We start from the raw sequence: 15,895 nt of genomic DNA, 5'->3' as shown, positions 1-15,895 counted from the left end.
AGGGTTCTTCAGACAGCTAGAGAAGAAAGTATATAATTAATTAGATGGTGGTATTAATTATGGATACGAGAAAGTATTGGCTAGGATTAATTAATTTACAGGGATTAGGTTCTAGAATAATTAAGAATTTATTGGATTATTTTGGAGATGCAGAATCTATCTGGAAGGCTAGTCAGAAAGAGTTATGTAAGGTTAGATTAATCGGCACCAAGAGAAGTCAACATATAATTAAGGATAGAGAAGAGATTGATTTAGATTATAAAGTAAAAAGATTAAATGAATTGGGAGTTGAGTATCTAACTCTTGATGATGAGGAGTATCCTTTCTTGTTGGAGAATATCTATGATCCCCCGCCAGTTATCTTTTATAAAGGAGAATTAACTTCTCGAGATTTAATCAGTCTATCTATTGTTGGCTCCAGAAAATGTACTGCCTATGGTCGAAAGGTAGCTAATAGGTTGGCAGCTAGCTTAGCTGATCAAGGCTTTACTATTATCAGTGGTTTAGCCCGCGGCATAGATACTGCTGCTCATCAGGGAGCATTAAAGGAAGGAAGAACAGTTGGTGTTTTAGGTTCCGGTATCGATGTTATTTATCCTCCGGAGAATGATGAATTAGTAACTGAAATTGAAGAATCCGGGGCTGTGATTTCTTCTTTTCCCTTAGGTACAGCTCCCCATGGTAATAATTTTCCTAAGCGGAACAGAATTATCAGCGGTTTAAGCTTAGGGACGATAGTAGTGGAGGCAGCTAAAAAGAGCGGTTCGCTGATTACAGCCAATCTGGCTTTACAGCAGGGCCGGGAGGTATTTGCAATTCCAGGTGATATTACTAAGGATCAGAGTGTGGGAACTAATGATTTAATTCAGACAGGAGCTAAGTTAGTACAGAGTATAGATGATATCTTGATTGAATTACCGCTGGATGACTGGTGGGAAAGAATAGACAAGACAGACCAAGAGTTAAAAGAAGAAGAGAAGACAGATTTATCTTTACAAGAAGCTAAGGTTTATGATAAGATAGAGTCTGTTCCTCAGGAATTTGATAAGATTTTAGCAACTGTTGATTTTTCAGCTAGTCAGTTAAACTCCATTCTTTTAAAGTTAGAAATCAAAGGCTTGATTACTCAACTGGCAGGGAATAGATTTAAACGGAGTAGTTAAAGGGATTTGCAAATTAATTAAAAATTCGTATAATATGTTTTACAAACCAAGTAAAAACGCATATAATAAAATAAGTATCAGAAAACTTATTTTATATAGAGGGGAGGGACTAGGGAAGCTGTTATAGCTATCGCCTAGGCTTCTTATGAATGAAAATGTAATTGAAATCGTAAGCTATCTGGTTAAGCAAATTATGCATAATGAAGATGTAATTGAAAATGAAGAGCAATTAGTAGAAAATTTAGTTAGCCAGGGTTATGAAATTGCCGATATAGATATGGCTTTTGAATTAATCTTTTCTTCTAATATATATGATGAAGAGAATGAAGTTGAAGCTAATAATCATAAGTTTGAGTTGACAAAATCACAGCGAATATTGGATGTAAGAGAGAGGTTTAAGTTATCTATCCCAGTTCAGGGGGCATTACTTAGATTAACCAATTTAGGTTTGATAAGTGATGATGAACTGGAAGAGGTTTTAGAGAAGACGGTTCATATTAAAAAGAAAGAATTAGGATTAAAGAGTCTCTGGAATCTTTTGCGGAAAGTAATTGATGAACCGACTCGATTATCTGTGATTATTGAGAATTCTCCAGAATTTGAATCAATTAATAGTGAACACAAACAGTATATTAACTAATGATATAGAATCGGTTTTCGGAGGTGGTGGATTATGGCTGAAAATTTAGTAATTGTAGAATCTCCAGCAAAGGCTAAAACAATTAATAAATTTTTAGGTAAGGGTTTTAATGTTGAGGCCTCGATGGGGCATGTAATAGATCTTCCTAAAAGTCAATTGGGTATTAATATTGAAGAGAATTTTGAACCGAAATATATAACAATCAGAGGTAAAGGCGATGTATTGAAGAAACTGCGCAAGGCAGTTAAGAAGAGTGATAATGTATTTTTAGCTACTGACCCTGACCGAGAAGGTGAAGCAATCTCCTGGCATTTAAGCCGGGCTTTAAAATTAGATGATGAATCTGAATGCCGAATTGAGTTTAATGAGATTACTGAGAATGCTATCCAACAGGCTATTGAAGCTCCACGCTCAATAGATAAAGACCGAGTTGATGCACAGCAGGCTAGAAGACTGTTAGATAGATTAGTAGGTTACAAATTGAGTCCGTTGTTGTGGAAGAAAGTAAGAAGAGGCTTAAGTGCAGGACGCGTCCAATCAGTAGCAGTTAAGATTATCTGTCAGCGAGAAGAGGAGATCGAAGAATTTGAACCAGACGAATACTGGTCTCTTGAAGCTGATCTACAGACTGACAGCAAGCAGCAGTTTGAAGCCAAGCTACATCGAATTGATGGTGATAAATTCAAGTTAAATAATAAGGAAGAAACAGATAAAGTAATTGTAGAAGCCGAAAAGAATAACTTTGTAATTGAAAAAATAAAGGAGCGTAAGCGGCGGAATAATCCAGCGCCGCCGCTGACAACTAGTAGCCTCCAACAGAGAGCAGCCAGCAGTCTAAATTTCACTGCTAAAAAGACTATGTTTATTGCCCAGCAATTATATGAAGGTCTGGATTTAGGTTCGGAGGGAACTGTTGGCCTAATTACTTATATTCGAACTGACTCTACCCGAATTTCTAAAGAGGCTCAGCAGGATACTAGAAAGTTTATTGAGGATAACTTTGGTCCTAGATATCGGCCTAAAGATACTAAGAAATATAAAGTAAAGTCAGGAGCTCAGGATGCACATGAGGCCATTAGACCTACTTCTGTCTTTCGAACACCGAAGAAAGTTAAGAGTTATCTGAATAATGACCAGTATCGGCTTTATAAATTGATTTGGGAGAAGTTTGTTGCCAGCCAAATGACTCCGGCTATCTATAAGACTTTGAGCGTTGATATTAAGGCTGGTAAATATCTCTTTAGATCTACAGGTTCTAGAACTCTATTTAAAGGGTATTTAGCTGTTGATACATTTAAGAATAGAAAGCAGGACAAGGATCTGCCTGAGGATTTAGAAGAAGGAACAGAAGTTGAGTTATTGGAGTTTAAACCTGAACAGCACTTTACTAAACCACCGGCTAGATATACAGAGGCTAAGCTGGTAAAGACTCTAGAAAAAAAAGGAATTGGGCGGCCGAGTACCTATGCGCCGACAGTAGCAAAGATTCAGGACCGCGGTTATGTCAATAAAGAGGGAAAACGATTTGTACCTACTGAATTGGGTAAGACAGTAAATCATCTGCTGAATAAGCATTTTCCTGATGTGACTGATATTAAGTTTACAGCTAATTTAGAACAGCAGCTTGATGATGTAGAGGTAGGAAAAGAAGACTGGAGAGAACTTCTAAAGGAGTTCTATTTTCCGTTTGAAGAGAGGCTGAATTCTGCTTATGAAAACATGGAAGAAGTGGAATTAGAAAAAGAAGTTACAGATGAAGTCTGTGAAAAATGTGGCAAGAATATGATTGTTAAACATGGTAAATATGGTAAGTTCTTAGCCTGTCCCGGTTTTCCTGACTGTAAGAATACTAAGCCTTATTTGATTAAGATGGGAGTAGACTGTATTGAATGTGAAGATGGAGAGGTAGTACAGCGCAAAAGTAAGAAAGGGCGTACCTTTTATGGATGCAGCAATTATCCTGACTGTGAATTTATGATTTGGTATAAACCGGTTCAAGAGTACTGTCCTGAATGTGGTACTTTTCTAATGGAGAAGACGACTAAAAAACGCGGTACAGAGTATTTATGTGCCGATGAAGACTGTGATTTCAAAACAACTCCTGAAGAGTTGGAGTCTGAAGAATGATTATGAGTTAGTTATCATTTTTTTCGACAATCTTGCATAAAGATAGAGTATATGATAATATGAACTATCAGAGAATCAAACTGCGATTGAGGAGGAAAAGGATGTTTGAAGCTACCACGGTAGTTGCTGTTAAGCAGGGAAAGAAGGTAGCAATTGCTGGCGATGGACAGGTGACTATGAAGCATACAGTAATGAAGCATAAAGCTAAAAAAGTACGTCGCTTATATAATGGTGAGGTTTTGGCTGGTTTTGCTGGTTCAGCTGCTGACGGTTTTACTCTGTTTGAAAAGTTTGAAGCCAAGATAGAAGAATTCCAGGGGAATCTGCAGCGGGCAGCAGTGGAACTGGCTAAAGAATGGCGAACTGATAAGATGTTGAGAAAGTTAGAGGCTTTATTAATTGTTGCTAATGATGAACATTTACTGGTAATTTCAGGTAGTGGGGATGTGATAGAGCCCGATGATGATGTGACAGCAATTGGTTCTGGTGGTCCCTATGCTTTAGCGGCTACTAGGGCTTTATTGGAATATTCTGAGTTAGAACCAGCAGATATAGCCAAGCAGGCTTTAAAGATTGCATCTGATATCTGTATTTATACAAATGACAATATTACAGTGGAAGAAATTTAGTCTTAAAGGGGGTTGAGTCGATGGAAGAGTTAACTCCGCGGAAGATTGTTGAACAGCTGGATAAGTATATAGTTGGCCAGGAAGAAGCTAAAAAGTCAGTAGCTGTAGCATTAAGAAATAGATACCGTAGGCGCCAGCTATCAACGGAATTAAAAGAAGAAATTATGCCTAAAAATATATTGATGATTGGTCCTACTGGGGTAGGTAAGACTGAGATTGCCAGAAGATTGGCAAAATTAGCACAAGCGCCATTTGCAAAAGTAGAAGTGACTAAATTTACAGAAGTTGGTTATGTCGGCCGTGATGTAGAATCGATGATTCGGGATTTAGTCCAGACAGCTATTAGAATGGTGAAAAGAGAAAGAATGGAAGAGGTTGAGGATAAAGCTGAAAAGCTGGCTGAAGATAGGATTTTAGATAAATTATTACCTCTGCCGGAAAATGAGAATAATAGCAATCCTTTAGGAGCCTTATTCGGTAACTTTGGGAATGAAGAAAATAATAGCAGTGAGGTTGAAGACCAAGAACATCTTAAGCGCTTAAAGAAGAGAAGAGAAGAATTAAGAGAAAAATTAAGAGCTGGAGAATTAGAGGATAGAGTAATTGAAATTGAAGTGGAAGAAAATAATTCTCAGATGATTGAAGTCTTTTCTGGCTCAGGTGTTGAAGAGATGGGGGTTAATTTTCAAGATGTATTAGGAGGGATGTTTCCTAATCAGACTAAAGAAAGGAAAGCATCCATTAAAGAAGCAAGGGAAATTCTGAAACAGCAGGAAGCCCAGAAGTTAATAGATATGGATGAGGTTTCTTCGGAAGCAATTAGTCGAGTAGAAGAATCAGGAATTATCTTTTTAGATGAAATAGATAAGGTAGCAGGAGACAATGCTTCATCTTCTGGCCCAGAGGTTTCTCGGGAAGGAGTCCAACGGGATATCCTTCCGATAGTAGAAGGATCTACTGTTATGACAAAGCACGGTCCAGTAAAGACTGACCATATCTTTTTCATTGCAGCAGGAGCCTTTCATGTTTCTAAACCAACAGATTTGATTCCCGAGCTGCAGGGTAGATTTCCGATTAGAGTAGAGCTTTCTAGTCTGACTGAAGAAAACTTCAAGGCTATTTTGACAGAGCCTGAAAATGCCTTAACCAAACAGTATAAAGCTTTATTGACGACTGAAGACTTAGAGATTGAGTTTACAGAAAGGGCTATAGAAGAGTTAGCAAGTATTGCCTTTCAAATTAATGAAGAGACTGAAAATATTGGTGCCCGCAGACTCCATACGGTATTAGAAAAATTATTAGAGGATATTTCCTTTGAGGCGCCTGAGATGTCTGAAGACTCTATTGAAATTGATGCTGAATATGTACAGGATAAATTAAGTGATATAGTAGAAGATAAAGATTTAAGTAGATATATTTTATAATGTAAGTAAGAATTAAATATGGAAGGGAATATTAATAGTAGTAGCAGTGTTGAGTTTAGTCGAACGTAGTAGATGGACAAGTTATCTTTAGATTATTAAAGTTAAGTGCAGAAATTAAAGGAGGACAATAAGATGGAAGAAGTATTGAAATCATTATTAAAAGAGACACGAAAAATTAATAGATTATTAAAGAAGTCTGCAGTTAATTCAGTTGACTTTACAGAGATTGCTAAAGTAGTAAGTGGCTCAATTGAATCAAATGTATATATTGTAGATAAAAGCGGAGAAATTTTAGGTTATGAACTAATCAATAAGTTTGAATGTGAATTAATGATAAATGAAGTAGTAAACCAGGGATATTTTCCTGAAGATTACAATGATTGGGTATTGGGTATTACGGAAACTCAAGCTAATTTTGAGCAGAAAGATGCAAACTGTGTCTTTAAGAAAGATGAAGAATGTATGTTTACCCAAAAGATAACTACAATTATTCCCATTAACGGCGGAGGAGAAAGATTAGGAACATTAATTGTTGCTCGCTTTGATGGAAAGTTTAATGCTGATGATTTAATTTTGGCTGAATATGGAGCAACAGTAGTAGGGATGGAAATTTTAAGAGCTCAGAGTGAAAAGATAGAAAAAGAGGCACGTAAAAAAGCAGCAGTCCATGTAGCCTTAGAGACATTATCTTACTCGGAGCTAGAAGCTATTGAGCATATTTTTGAAGAATTAGAGGGTAAAGAAGGCTTATTAGTAGCCAGTAAGATTGCTGATAGAGTAGGTATTACCCGCTCAGTAATTGTAAATGCTTTGCGTAAGTTTGAAAGTGCTGGCGTTATTGAGACTCGTTCATTAGGAATGAAAGGAACATATATTAAAATTCTGAATGAGCGGTTATTAGAAGAATTAGAGAAGATTAAGGCTTAATCTATAAAAAGTTGTTAATACTTTCTAGAACTAGAAAGGGCACACTTATCGAAAGGTAAGGCCGCAAAGCTTCAAATCTACAGTGCAGTATAAAGGCACTATGATAGTTGGGCTACCACAGGGGAAGAGATAATCCAAAAGCCCCATTTCTTCATGTAAATTGGAGAAATAGGGCTTAATTTATGTTTAAAATAAATGATTTTTTTGTAAATAATTATTGTTTATTGTACGAATCTTAGTTTATATAGATAAAAAAGCATTCTTTTATTAAATTATGCAGGAAAATGTTGATGATTTGAAGAAAAGTCCAATGAGGCCTAAAATAGGACTTAGTTATAGGGAGGATGAACATGGATAATATTACAGGTAATCAGAGTATATCAGTTTTAACCAAAGCATTAGATGGTCTCCAACAGCGCCAAGAAGCTATTTCAAATAATATTGCCAATGTCGATACTCCTGATTATAAACGGAAAGATGTAAACTTTAAATCAGAGCTTAAGACAGCTTTAAATAATGATAGTACAGGCTTGACAGCTACTCATAAGAATCATTTTTCTACCAACTCTAATCTGGATCAATTATCTTTAAGGATTAAAACAGATAGTAATACAAAGATGCGTAGTGATCAAAATAATGTAGATATAGATCGAGAGATGTCTATTTTAGCTAAGAATGGCTTGGAATATCAAGCTGTTACTAGAATGTTATCGATGGAATTTGATCAATTAAGTAGTGTAATTAATAAAGTTAAGTAGATTTAATAATGGGGAGGGTTTCAAAAATGGGACTTTTTAGCGGAATGAATGTCAGTAGTTCAGGTATGACTGCACAGCGTTTGAGAATGGATTTAATTTCAAATAATATCGCTAATATAAATACAACTCGAACGGATGACGGCGGACCCTATAAGAAGAAATCACCTGTCTTTAAAGCTAAGAATGATCAGGGATTTAGTCTTCCTAATTCGGATGCACAGAGTAATCAAGTGGGTCAAGGAGTAGAAGTTTCCTCTATAAAAGAAAGCAGTAAACCTCCTAAATTAGTCTATAATCCTCAGCATCCTGATGCTAATGAAGAAGGTTATGTAGAGATGCCGAATATAGATATTGCTTCCGAGATGGTAGATATGGTTTCAGCTAGTAGAGCTTATGAAGCCAATGTAACAGCTTTAAACACCTCCAAACAGATGGCTAAAAGTGCATTGAAGATAGGTAAATAAGGAGGAAAACAGTAATGAAGGTAGACCAGTTACAGACAGATAAATTACTTAACCTGCAGAAAGTTAATCAGAATAATAAGGTAGAAGGTAAAGATTCATTTAAAAAAGTGTTTAATAATGCTTTACATAAGGTAAATAATTTACAGAAGCAGCAGGATGTAATGGCAAAGAAGTTAGCCACAGGAGAAGTAGATAATATTCATCAGGTAATGGTTACAGCTACCAAAGCAAAACTAGCTTTAGATTTAACCTTGGAGATTCGTAATAAGGCTGTTGAATCATATAAAGAAATTATGCGGATGCAGGTCTGATATTTTTAGTGGAAAATTGAGGTGTGAATATGATTGAGAATCTAAAACAGATGATTGAGCAGGTAAAAGAATTATGGAATAATCTAGATACTAAAGCTAAGGTAATAATTTCTTCTTCAGCTATAGTATCTATTATTGTTCTGTTATTAGTTACTAATTGGGCTAGCCAGCCTAATTATGTAACGTTATTTAATGATTTAACTATGAAAGATGCAGGGGCAATTACTAAACAATTAGATGAAAAACAAATTGATTATAAACTTGGTGCTGATGGAACTAAAATTTCAGTGCCGGCTCAGAAAGTACATCAGGTTAGGCTTGATTTAGCCAGTAAAGGTTTACCCCAAAAAGGTGCAGTTGGTTTTGAAATCTTTGATAAGAATCAATTAGGGAGTACTGACTTTGAACAGCAGGTTAACTTTTATCGTGCTCTATCGGGTGAATTAGCCCGATCAATCATGCATCTGCAGAATGTTAAATTTGCTAAAGTGCAGATAAGTGCTCCGCGGGAGAGTTTATATCTGGATAAAAAGAAAGTAGTTAAAGCTTCTGTTATGCTCAAAATGAAAGAATATGCCGAGTTGGATTTGAAACAGGTTGAAGGAATTACCAATTTAGTTGCCAGCAGTGTAGAAGATTTGAAGCCCGAGAATGTGACAGTAGTTGATGACCGAGGGAATCTGTTAACTGCTGAGTTGAATAAAGAGGATAAATTCAATAATACCGATTTCAGTCCTAAATTATTGGAGTTAGAAAATGACTTTGAAAGTAATATGGAGTCTGAATTAAATACTATGTTATCTAAGGTTTTAGGTCCAGATAATGTAGTTGTTAGAGTGAATGCTAAACTTAATTTTGATAGACGCCAGATGGAGAGTAGGACTTATGAACCTGTTAATGATGATCAAGGAGTAGTTAGAAGTGAGCAGTCAACAGAAGTAAGTTACAGCGGACAGGGAGATACGCCTTCGGGCGTACCGGGAACAGAGTCGAATATTCCTGGATATGAAGGCGGCGAAGAACAAAGTTCTAACTATGATAAAGAAGAAACAACAACTAATTATGAAATCAACGAAAAGATTGAAACGTATACTCAGGTTCCTGGTGATGTGGAAAAAATGTCAGTAGCAGTAATGGTTGATAAAGAACTGTCTCCGGCTCAGACAGAATCGATTCGTCAGTCAGTAGAATCAGCTGTTGGTTATAGTGCAGAGCGAGGAGATCAGATTACTATTACTAACTTTGAGTTTGACCGCAGTCTAGAAAAGAAGATGACAGCTGAAATGGAGGCTCAGAAGTCTGCTGAACAGAGAAGATGGATTATAATTGGCATTATTACTATATTAGTATTAATTATAGGTTTCTTGATTCTTCGTAGATTACGCAGTGGTTCTGGTCGAGCAGGAGATGGGGGTCAGGGAGCAGAGGAGTTAGATGTAGTTGTTGATGATCAGGGACAGACAGAAACAGCAGCTACCGAAGAAAAAGAGTTATCCCCCGAAGAGAGGAAGCGAAAAGAGATGAAAGAAGAAATTTCCGATTTGGTAGAACAGCAGCCAGAAGAAGTAGCGAGACTGTTAAAGACCTGGTTAGCTGAAGAGTAATCGAAAGGAGGGATTGGATATGGCTCAGCTTGATAATTTATCTGGAAAACAGAAGGCGGCAATTCTTTTGGTTTCACTGGGACCTGATCTGTCAGCAGAAGTAATGAAGCATTTTGATGAAGATGAGATTGAAGAATTAACTTTAGAAATAGCTAATTTAAATAAAGTTCCTGCGGAAACAAAGGATGAAGTATTGGATGAATTCCATCAGATGTGTGTGGCCTATGACTATTTAAATCAAGGCGGGATCGGTTATGCTCGTGAAGTCTTAACTAAGGCTTTAGGGGAGAGACAGGCAGAGAATGTAATTGATCGGTTGACCTCTTCTTTACAGGTTAGACCTTTTGATCAACTCCGAAAGGCAGATCCTACTCAGCTTCTAAACTTTATTCAAGGAGAGCATCCGCAGACTATAGCACTTATTATGGCTTATCTGAATCCGAATCAGGCTTCTACTATTTTATCTGCTTTATCTCCACAGCAGCAGACTGAAGTAGCAAAAAGAATTGCTACTATGGATCGAACTTCTCCGGAGGTAATCAAAGAAGTAGAGCGGGTATTGGAGCAGAAATTATCATCAATGATGACCAATGAATATTCAACAGCCGGCGGTTTAGAATCTATAGTGGATATTATAAATACAGTTGACCGCGGTACTGAAAAGACTATTTTAGAGGATTTGGATGAAGATGATCCAGAATTAGCTGAAGATATTAGAAAGAGATTATTTGTTTTTGAAGATATTACCCTTCTTACCGATCAGGCTGTACAGTTAGTATTAAGAGATATAGATATGGAGGATTTAGCCTTGGCTTTAAAGACTGTTGATGATGAAGTCAGTGATAAGATATTTAATAATCTATCCAATAGAGCAGCTGATATGCTTAAAGAAGATATGGAGTTTATGGGACCTGTACGCGTTCGGGACGTAGAAGAAGCCCAGCAGAGTATAGTCAATGAGATTAGAAGATTAGAAGAAATGGGTGAGATTGTAATAGATCGCGGCGGGGAGGATGAAGTAATTGTCTAAGGTAATTAAACATTTCCAGGTAAATAAGAATAATTCTGTTCAGCTCTTTAAGGACGAAGACGAGGATACTAGTAAACAGAATGAGAAGCAGCCTCCAGAGGCTGAAAACGAAATTAAGCAGCCAGAAGAAGAACTGAAGCAGGCTAAAGATGAGATAGTAATTGAAGCAGAAAATGAGGCAGAAGAGATTATCCAAGAAGCTAACAAAAAGGCAGAAGAGATCAAGAATAATGCTAAATCGGAGGCAGAAAAGATAAAAGAAGAAGCCTATCAGGAAGGATTGGAACAGGGATATGAAGAAGGCCGGGAAGAAATTCTGGCTCAAGGAGAGGAAGAAATTTCCCAGCTTCTGGATCGATTAAAGACAGAGATTGATAACTTGGATCACCAGATTGAAGAGAAGATTTTCTGTCTTAAGGATGATGTTTTAGAATTGAGTATTGCAATTTCAGAGAAGATAATCAAACAGGAGCTTAGCCTGGATAGGAGCATAATCAAGAACTTAATCCAGGAATCACTTGAGCTGCTGGATGGAGAAAAGAGAGTAACTATTAGAGTTAATTTTTCTGATTTAGAGCTCCTCAAAGAGGAGAAGGATAGACTTCTAAAGCTGGATTCAAATCTTGAAGAGATTAAACTAGTCTCTGATAAAGATATTCAGCCGGGAGGCTGTATTCTGGAGACTGAATTTGGCGGTCTGGATGCTACGATTACTTCTCAGCTAGAAGAGATTTCTGATAGACTATTAGGTGGAGAAAAGGATGAGCGATAAGCTATTAGACGGTAATAAGTTAGCAAAGGAACTGGAGTCCTGGTCGCTGGTGAATAACTTTGGTAAGATCAGTCAGGTTGTAGGTTTGATTATTGAATCAGAAGGTCCTGATGTAACATTAGGGGAGATCTGTCTGATTAAATCAGATTCCAATTCTGAACCGATTCAGGCTGAAGTAGTAGGTTTTAGAGATAATAAAGTTTTACTAATGCCTTTAGGAGAAATGGGCGGTATTGGACCGGGCTGTAAAGTAGAAGCTACTAATGAACCGCTTAAGGTTAAAGTAGGTGATGAGTTATTAGGCCATGTTTTAGATGGATTAGGTAATCCATTGACAGATCTGGATCTGGACCAATTACATAAAGAGTACTCAGTAAATAATCCCCCCCCTAATCCTTTAGTGCGCCAGAGAATAACTGAACCGCTATCAGTAGGCATTAGGAGTATAGATGGCCTCTTGACCTGCGGGCGCGGCCAGCGATTAGGTATCTTTGCCGGTAGCGGAGTTGGTAAAAGTACATTATTGGGTATGATTGCCCGCAATACAGCTGCAGATGTAAATGTAATCGGTTTGATCGGAGAGCGAGGCCGTGAGGTTAGAGAATTTATTGAAGATGATTTAGGAACGGAAGGTCTTAAGCGTTCAGTAGTGGTAGTAGCTACTTCCGATCAACCGGCTTTAGTCAGACTGAAAGGTGCTTTAGTAACTACTACTATTGCTGAATACTTTCGCGATCAGGGACAAGATGTAATGCTGATGATGGATTCAATCACAAGATTTGCCAGAGCCCAAAGAGAGGTTGGACTAGCTGTAGGTGAACCTCCAGCAACTAGAGGCTATACTCCTTCTGTATTTGCTATGCTGCCTAAATTACTAGAACGGGCAGGAAATAATGAAGTAGGAACAATTACTGGGCTGTATAATGTCTTAGTTGAAGGCGATGATATGAATGAACCGATTGCGGATGCTGTACGGGGGATTGTTGACGGCCATATTACTCTAAGTAGGGACTTAGCTACTCAGAATCACTATCCTGCTGTTGATGTGTTAGAGAGTGTCAGCCGGGTGATGGATGATGTTGTCACTGAAGAACATCAGACTGCAGCCCAACAGTTAAGAGAAGTGCTGGCTACCTATGAAGAGTCCAAGGATTTAGTCAATATTGGTGCCTATGAAGAAGGGAATAATCCGGAACTGGATTATGCTCTAAGTAAGTTAGATGAAGTAAATGATTTCTTGCAGCAGGGAGTTGAGGAAAAGTCTGATTTTGAAACTACCCTTCAGCAATTGAAAAACATCTTCAAATAAGGGGCTGATAAGGATTCAACAGTTTGATTTTAAGATGGAGAAGGTATTGGATTATCGACAGCAGGAAGAGGATATGATTCAACAGGAATTGACCAAGATTCAGTCAGTTTTAAAGAAAGAAAAGGAGAAGTTGAATAAATTAGTAACTAATAAATGCGAGATTCAGACTAAGCTTAAAGAAAAGGAATCCAACGGTATTAATCTACAGCAGGCTGTAATGTATAGAGATCATCTGGAAGTTTTAGCAGCAGAGATTGAAGAACAGAAGCAAGTAGTGGCCCAGATTAAGGAAGAGTTTGAGAAATGCCGCAGCCGTCTGCTGGATAAGACTAAAGAATGTAAGATGCTGAATAAATTGAAAGAAAGACAGTTTGCTAATTATAAAGAGGAGTTTCTTAAAGAAGAGCAGAAGAATATTGATGAATTAGCTACAAATAACTTTATTCGTCAAGCAGATAATAACCAGGCAGTTATTTAAGTTAGGCAGGGGGAGTTGGAATGAAGAAGTTCTTTTTAAGTATATTAGCTATAATTTTATCAATCATAGTCGTAGTTATTGGATTACAGATGTTTGGAATTATGGATGTTAAAGGGATAGCTATTAATCAGATGAAGAAGATTCCAGTAGCTAAACAGATGATAGCTGGTCAAGAAATTCAGACAGAGCTGGAGGCTGAACTGGAGCAGGAAGAAGAGAAGGTAGCGGAATTAACTCAGGAGAATCAGGAGCTTAAAAATAGATTAGAGGGTAGAAATTCAGAACTGAAGGATAAGCAGAGTACCATTGAAACTTTAGAAGAGGAATTGGCTAATTTAGAAACCCAACAGCAGGAGAGAAAGAATCGGATTAAGAAGTTAGTCGATATGTACCAGGCCATGGATGCAGCAAATGTGGCCCAGGTAATTCCTGAGCTAAAGGATAGTTTAGCAATTAGAATCTTACAGGAGTTAGAGGCAGAACATGCTGGAGATATTTTAAGCCAACTGCCGCCTGAAGAAGCAGCTAGATATTCAGATATTCTATCAGGTGAATCATAAGCTTTAATATAGATTATACTTTTGAAAGGAAAGGAGGTGAGAAAGAAGTGGAAGCAGCCCAATTGTTACAATTGAATAGTAGCTCTCAGACTGTAAATAATTCATCATTTCAGACAGTAGAAAATAGTAAATCTGGATCAAGTTTTTTACAGAAATTAAATAATGCGGCTGTAGGTCAGAAACAGAAGCAGCAGTCAGGACAATTACTTAATCAGAATGGAATTGATTCTGTCAAAGATTTGAAACAGAATTTGAGTCAAGAAGAGCTTAAAAAATTTCAGAGACTGCTTAATGAAGATACAGACTTGGATTCAATAAAGCTTAAAAAACTATTTGATAAGGATTTAGATTTGAATTTGAATCAGACAGAGCTTCAGAAACTGAAGAAATTACTTACTGAAGATGGATTTGAAATAACAGAGGAAGAACTCAAAGACTTATTGGATTCTATCGGTAGTATTTATCAAGAGTTGATGGAATTAGATATCAATAAGTTATCTTCCTTATCAGAAGCAGAACAGTCCGAATTAAAACAGCTGAAGGCTGATTTATTGGCAGCTATAAAAGAGTTTAAATTGCAGCTTAAGAATCTAAAAGAGATTGATGCTAAACAGTTGGAATTACTACAGCAGCAGTCCACTAAAGAGCAGCATCAGATTAAAGCTACTAAGCAGTTTAAAGAGAATCTGCTTCAGAAACTGGCTGAATTAAAGAAGTTAGCCGGGAAGATGCAGAAGCAGAGGTCAGCTGCTGGACTTAAAAGTGGCCAACAGAATCAGCAGTTACAGCAGATATCTAAGATGCTTAAGCAGCTTACTAATTCTGATAGTAAATTAAGTAAGTTACTACAGAAGTATGGTATCGCAGGTGAACAGATTGAAGTGGAGACCAAAAAGCAGCAGGCCAAAGTAAAAAATCAACAGTCCTCTGATGGGAAGAATGCTAAAGATAATGCAGCTTCTAATCAGAAGTTGAAAGGTAAAAAAGAAAGCAAGTCTCAAGATAACAGTGATAAATCATCATTAAAGCAATTATTAGAATCACAAGATAAAGAAACTAAGGATAAAAAGGTTAAGGTTAGATTAAGCAGTGATAAGCAGAAATTAAAGGCAGAAAGCTTTAATGCTGCTAAAGCCAGTGCTGAAGATCAGATGAAGGTTAAGAATAATGTTAGACAGAATATAGTTAATAGTAAATTCATGAATGTTAACAGTAATTTACAGGGAGTAGACCAGACTAAGGTTGTTAATCAGGTTCTACAGCAGTTAGAGCAGCTAAAGAGTCTAGGTAAGAATGAATTAACATTAAAGTTAAAGCCGGATTCTTTAGGAAAAGTAAACTTGAAGATGGCTGTTAGTGATGGGGTACTTACTACTAAAGTAATGGCCGAAAATTATCAGGTGAAGAAAGCAATTGAAGCCCAATTACACCAGTTGAAGAATGCATTAGCTGAAAAGAATCTTGAAGTAGGCGAGATGGTAGTCGAGGTAGGAAGCGAAGAAGACTTTAGTTCTTTCCAGGAACAGGAATCATTCACTCAACAGGAGTTCTCTGGCCAGCAGCAGAATAGGCAGAGTCAGCAGGAGTTAAATCCAGAGCTATTAATGGAGTTAGGTGAGATAGAAGAGCCGATTGAAATAGATTCTGCAGTAGATAGCAGTTTAGGGGTTGATTCTATTGATTATGTAATCTAATCTGG

General features: G+C 37.1%; 16 protein-coding genes and 1 riboswitch. All 16 genes read left to right on the top strand.

The window, feature by feature from the left end; genetic code table 11:
- Positions 1–59: 59 nt before the first annotated feature.
- The 16 genes from dprA to acear_RS08455 all read left to right on the top strand — a co-directional run bounded on the left by dprA (position 60) and on the right by acear_RS08455 (position 15,890).
- Positions 60–1,163, top strand: coding sequence for a DNA-processing protein DprA (gene dprA, locus acear_RS08530; RefSeq protein WP_013278605.1), 1,104 nt, complete (start codon positions 60–62; stop codon positions 1,161–1,163).
- 145 nt (positions 1,164–1,308) lie between these two features.
- A complete protein-coding gene (locus acear_RS08525) occupies positions 1,309–1,803 on the top strand; it encodes a DUF494 family protein (RefSeq protein ID WP_013278604.1) in 495 nt (164 codons plus the stop codon).
- A gap of 33 nt (positions 1,804–1,836) precedes the next feature.
- Positions 1,837–3,930 carry a type I DNA topoisomerase gene (gene topA, locus acear_RS08520; protein WP_013278603.1) on the top strand — a complete coding sequence of 698 codons (2,094 nt, stop codon included), beginning with the start codon at positions 1,837–1,839 and terminating at the stop codon, positions 3,928–3,930.
- Positions 3,931–4,031: 101 nt separating this feature from the next.
- Complete coding sequence (gene hslV, locus acear_RS08515; RefSeq protein ID WP_013278602.1) at positions 4,032–4,559, top strand: ATP-dependent protease subunit HslV; 528 nt, start codon at positions 4,032–4,034, stop codon at positions 4,557–4,559.
- A gap of 20 nt (positions 4,560–4,579) precedes the next feature.
- Positions 4,580–5,983: an ATP-dependent protease ATPase subunit HslU gene (gene hslU, locus acear_RS08510; RefSeq protein WP_013278601.1), complete on the top strand. Its 1,404-nt coding sequence runs from the start codon at positions 4,580–4,582 to the stop codon at positions 5,981–5,983.
- A gap of 132 nt (positions 5,984–6,115) precedes the next feature.
- Positions 6,116–6,910, top strand: coding sequence for a GTP-sensing pleiotropic transcriptional regulator CodY (gene codY / locus acear_RS08505; protein WP_013278600.1), 795 nt, complete (start codon positions 6,116–6,118; stop codon positions 6,908–6,910).
- Positions 6,911–6,938: 28 nt separating this feature from the next.
- A riboswitch (cyclic di-GMP riboswitch) is annotated at positions 6,939–7,030 on the top strand.
- 230 nt (positions 7,031–7,260) lie between these two features.
- Positions 7,261–7,668, top strand: a complete 408-nt coding sequence (gene flgB / locus acear_RS08500; RefSeq protein WP_013278599.1) for a flagellar basal body rod protein FlgB — start codon at positions 7,261–7,263, stop codon at positions 7,666–7,668.
- 26 nt (positions 7,669–7,694) lie between these two features.
- Positions 7,695–8,132, top strand: a complete 438-nt coding sequence (flgC, locus tag acear_RS08495) for a flagellar basal body rod protein FlgC (protein ID WP_013278598.1) — start codon at positions 7,695–7,697, stop codon at positions 8,130–8,132.
- Between the two features lie 14 nt (positions 8,133–8,146).
- A complete protein-coding gene (fliE, locus tag acear_RS08490; RefSeq protein ID WP_013278597.1) occupies positions 8,147–8,443 on the top strand; it encodes a flagellar hook-basal body complex protein FliE in 297 nt (98 codons plus the stop codon).
- A gap of 29 nt (positions 8,444–8,472) precedes the next feature.
- Positions 8,473–10,047, top strand: coding sequence for a flagellar basal-body MS-ring/collar protein FliF (gene fliF, locus acear_RS08485; protein ID WP_013278596.1), 1,575 nt, complete (start codon positions 8,473–8,475; stop codon positions 10,045–10,047).
- Between the two features lie 19 nt (positions 10,048–10,066).
- Positions 10,067–11,077, top strand: a complete 1,011-nt coding sequence (gene fliG / locus acear_RS08480) for a flagellar motor switch protein FliG (RefSeq protein ID WP_013278595.1) — start codon at positions 10,067–10,069, stop codon at positions 11,075–11,077.
- Complete coding sequence (locus tag acear_RS08475; RefSeq protein WP_013278594.1) at positions 11,070–11,849, top strand: FliH/SctL family protein; 780 nt, start codon at positions 11,070–11,072, stop codon at positions 11,847–11,849. The genes fliG and acear_RS08475 overlap by 8 nt, the downstream gene beginning before the upstream one ends.
- Complete coding sequence (gene fliI, locus acear_RS08470) at positions 11,839–13,158, top strand: flagellar protein export ATPase FliI (protein ID WP_013278593.1); 1,320 nt, start codon at positions 11,839–11,841, stop codon at positions 13,156–13,158. Before acear_RS08475 ends, fliI begins: the two co-directional genes overlap by 11 nt.
- A gap of 34 nt (positions 13,159–13,192) precedes the next feature.
- Positions 13,193–13,636, top strand: a complete 444-nt coding sequence (fliJ, locus tag acear_RS08465) for a flagellar export protein FliJ (RefSeq protein WP_041667333.1) — start codon at positions 13,193–13,195, stop codon at positions 13,634–13,636.
- A gap of 20 nt (positions 13,637–13,656) precedes the next feature.
- A complete protein-coding gene (locus tag acear_RS08460) occupies positions 13,657–14,196 on the top strand; it encodes a MotE family protein (RefSeq protein WP_013278591.1) in 540 nt (179 codons plus the stop codon).
- 47 nt (positions 14,197–14,243) lie between these two features.
- Positions 14,244–15,890: a flagellar hook-length control protein FliK gene (locus acear_RS08455; RefSeq protein WP_013278590.1), complete on the top strand. Its 1,647-nt coding sequence runs from the start codon at positions 14,244–14,246 to the stop codon at positions 15,888–15,890.
- The last annotated feature ends 5 nt before the right edge of the window (positions 15,891–15,895 follow it).

Origin of the sequence: Acetohalobium arabaticum DSM 5501, assembly GCF_000144695.1 — a bacterium.
GTDB classification, from domain to species: Bacteria; Bacillota; Halanaerobiia; order Halobacteroidales; family Acetohalobiaceae; genus Acetohalobium; species Acetohalobium arabaticum.
This window is presented reverse-complemented; position numbering and strand designations above follow the sequence as displayed.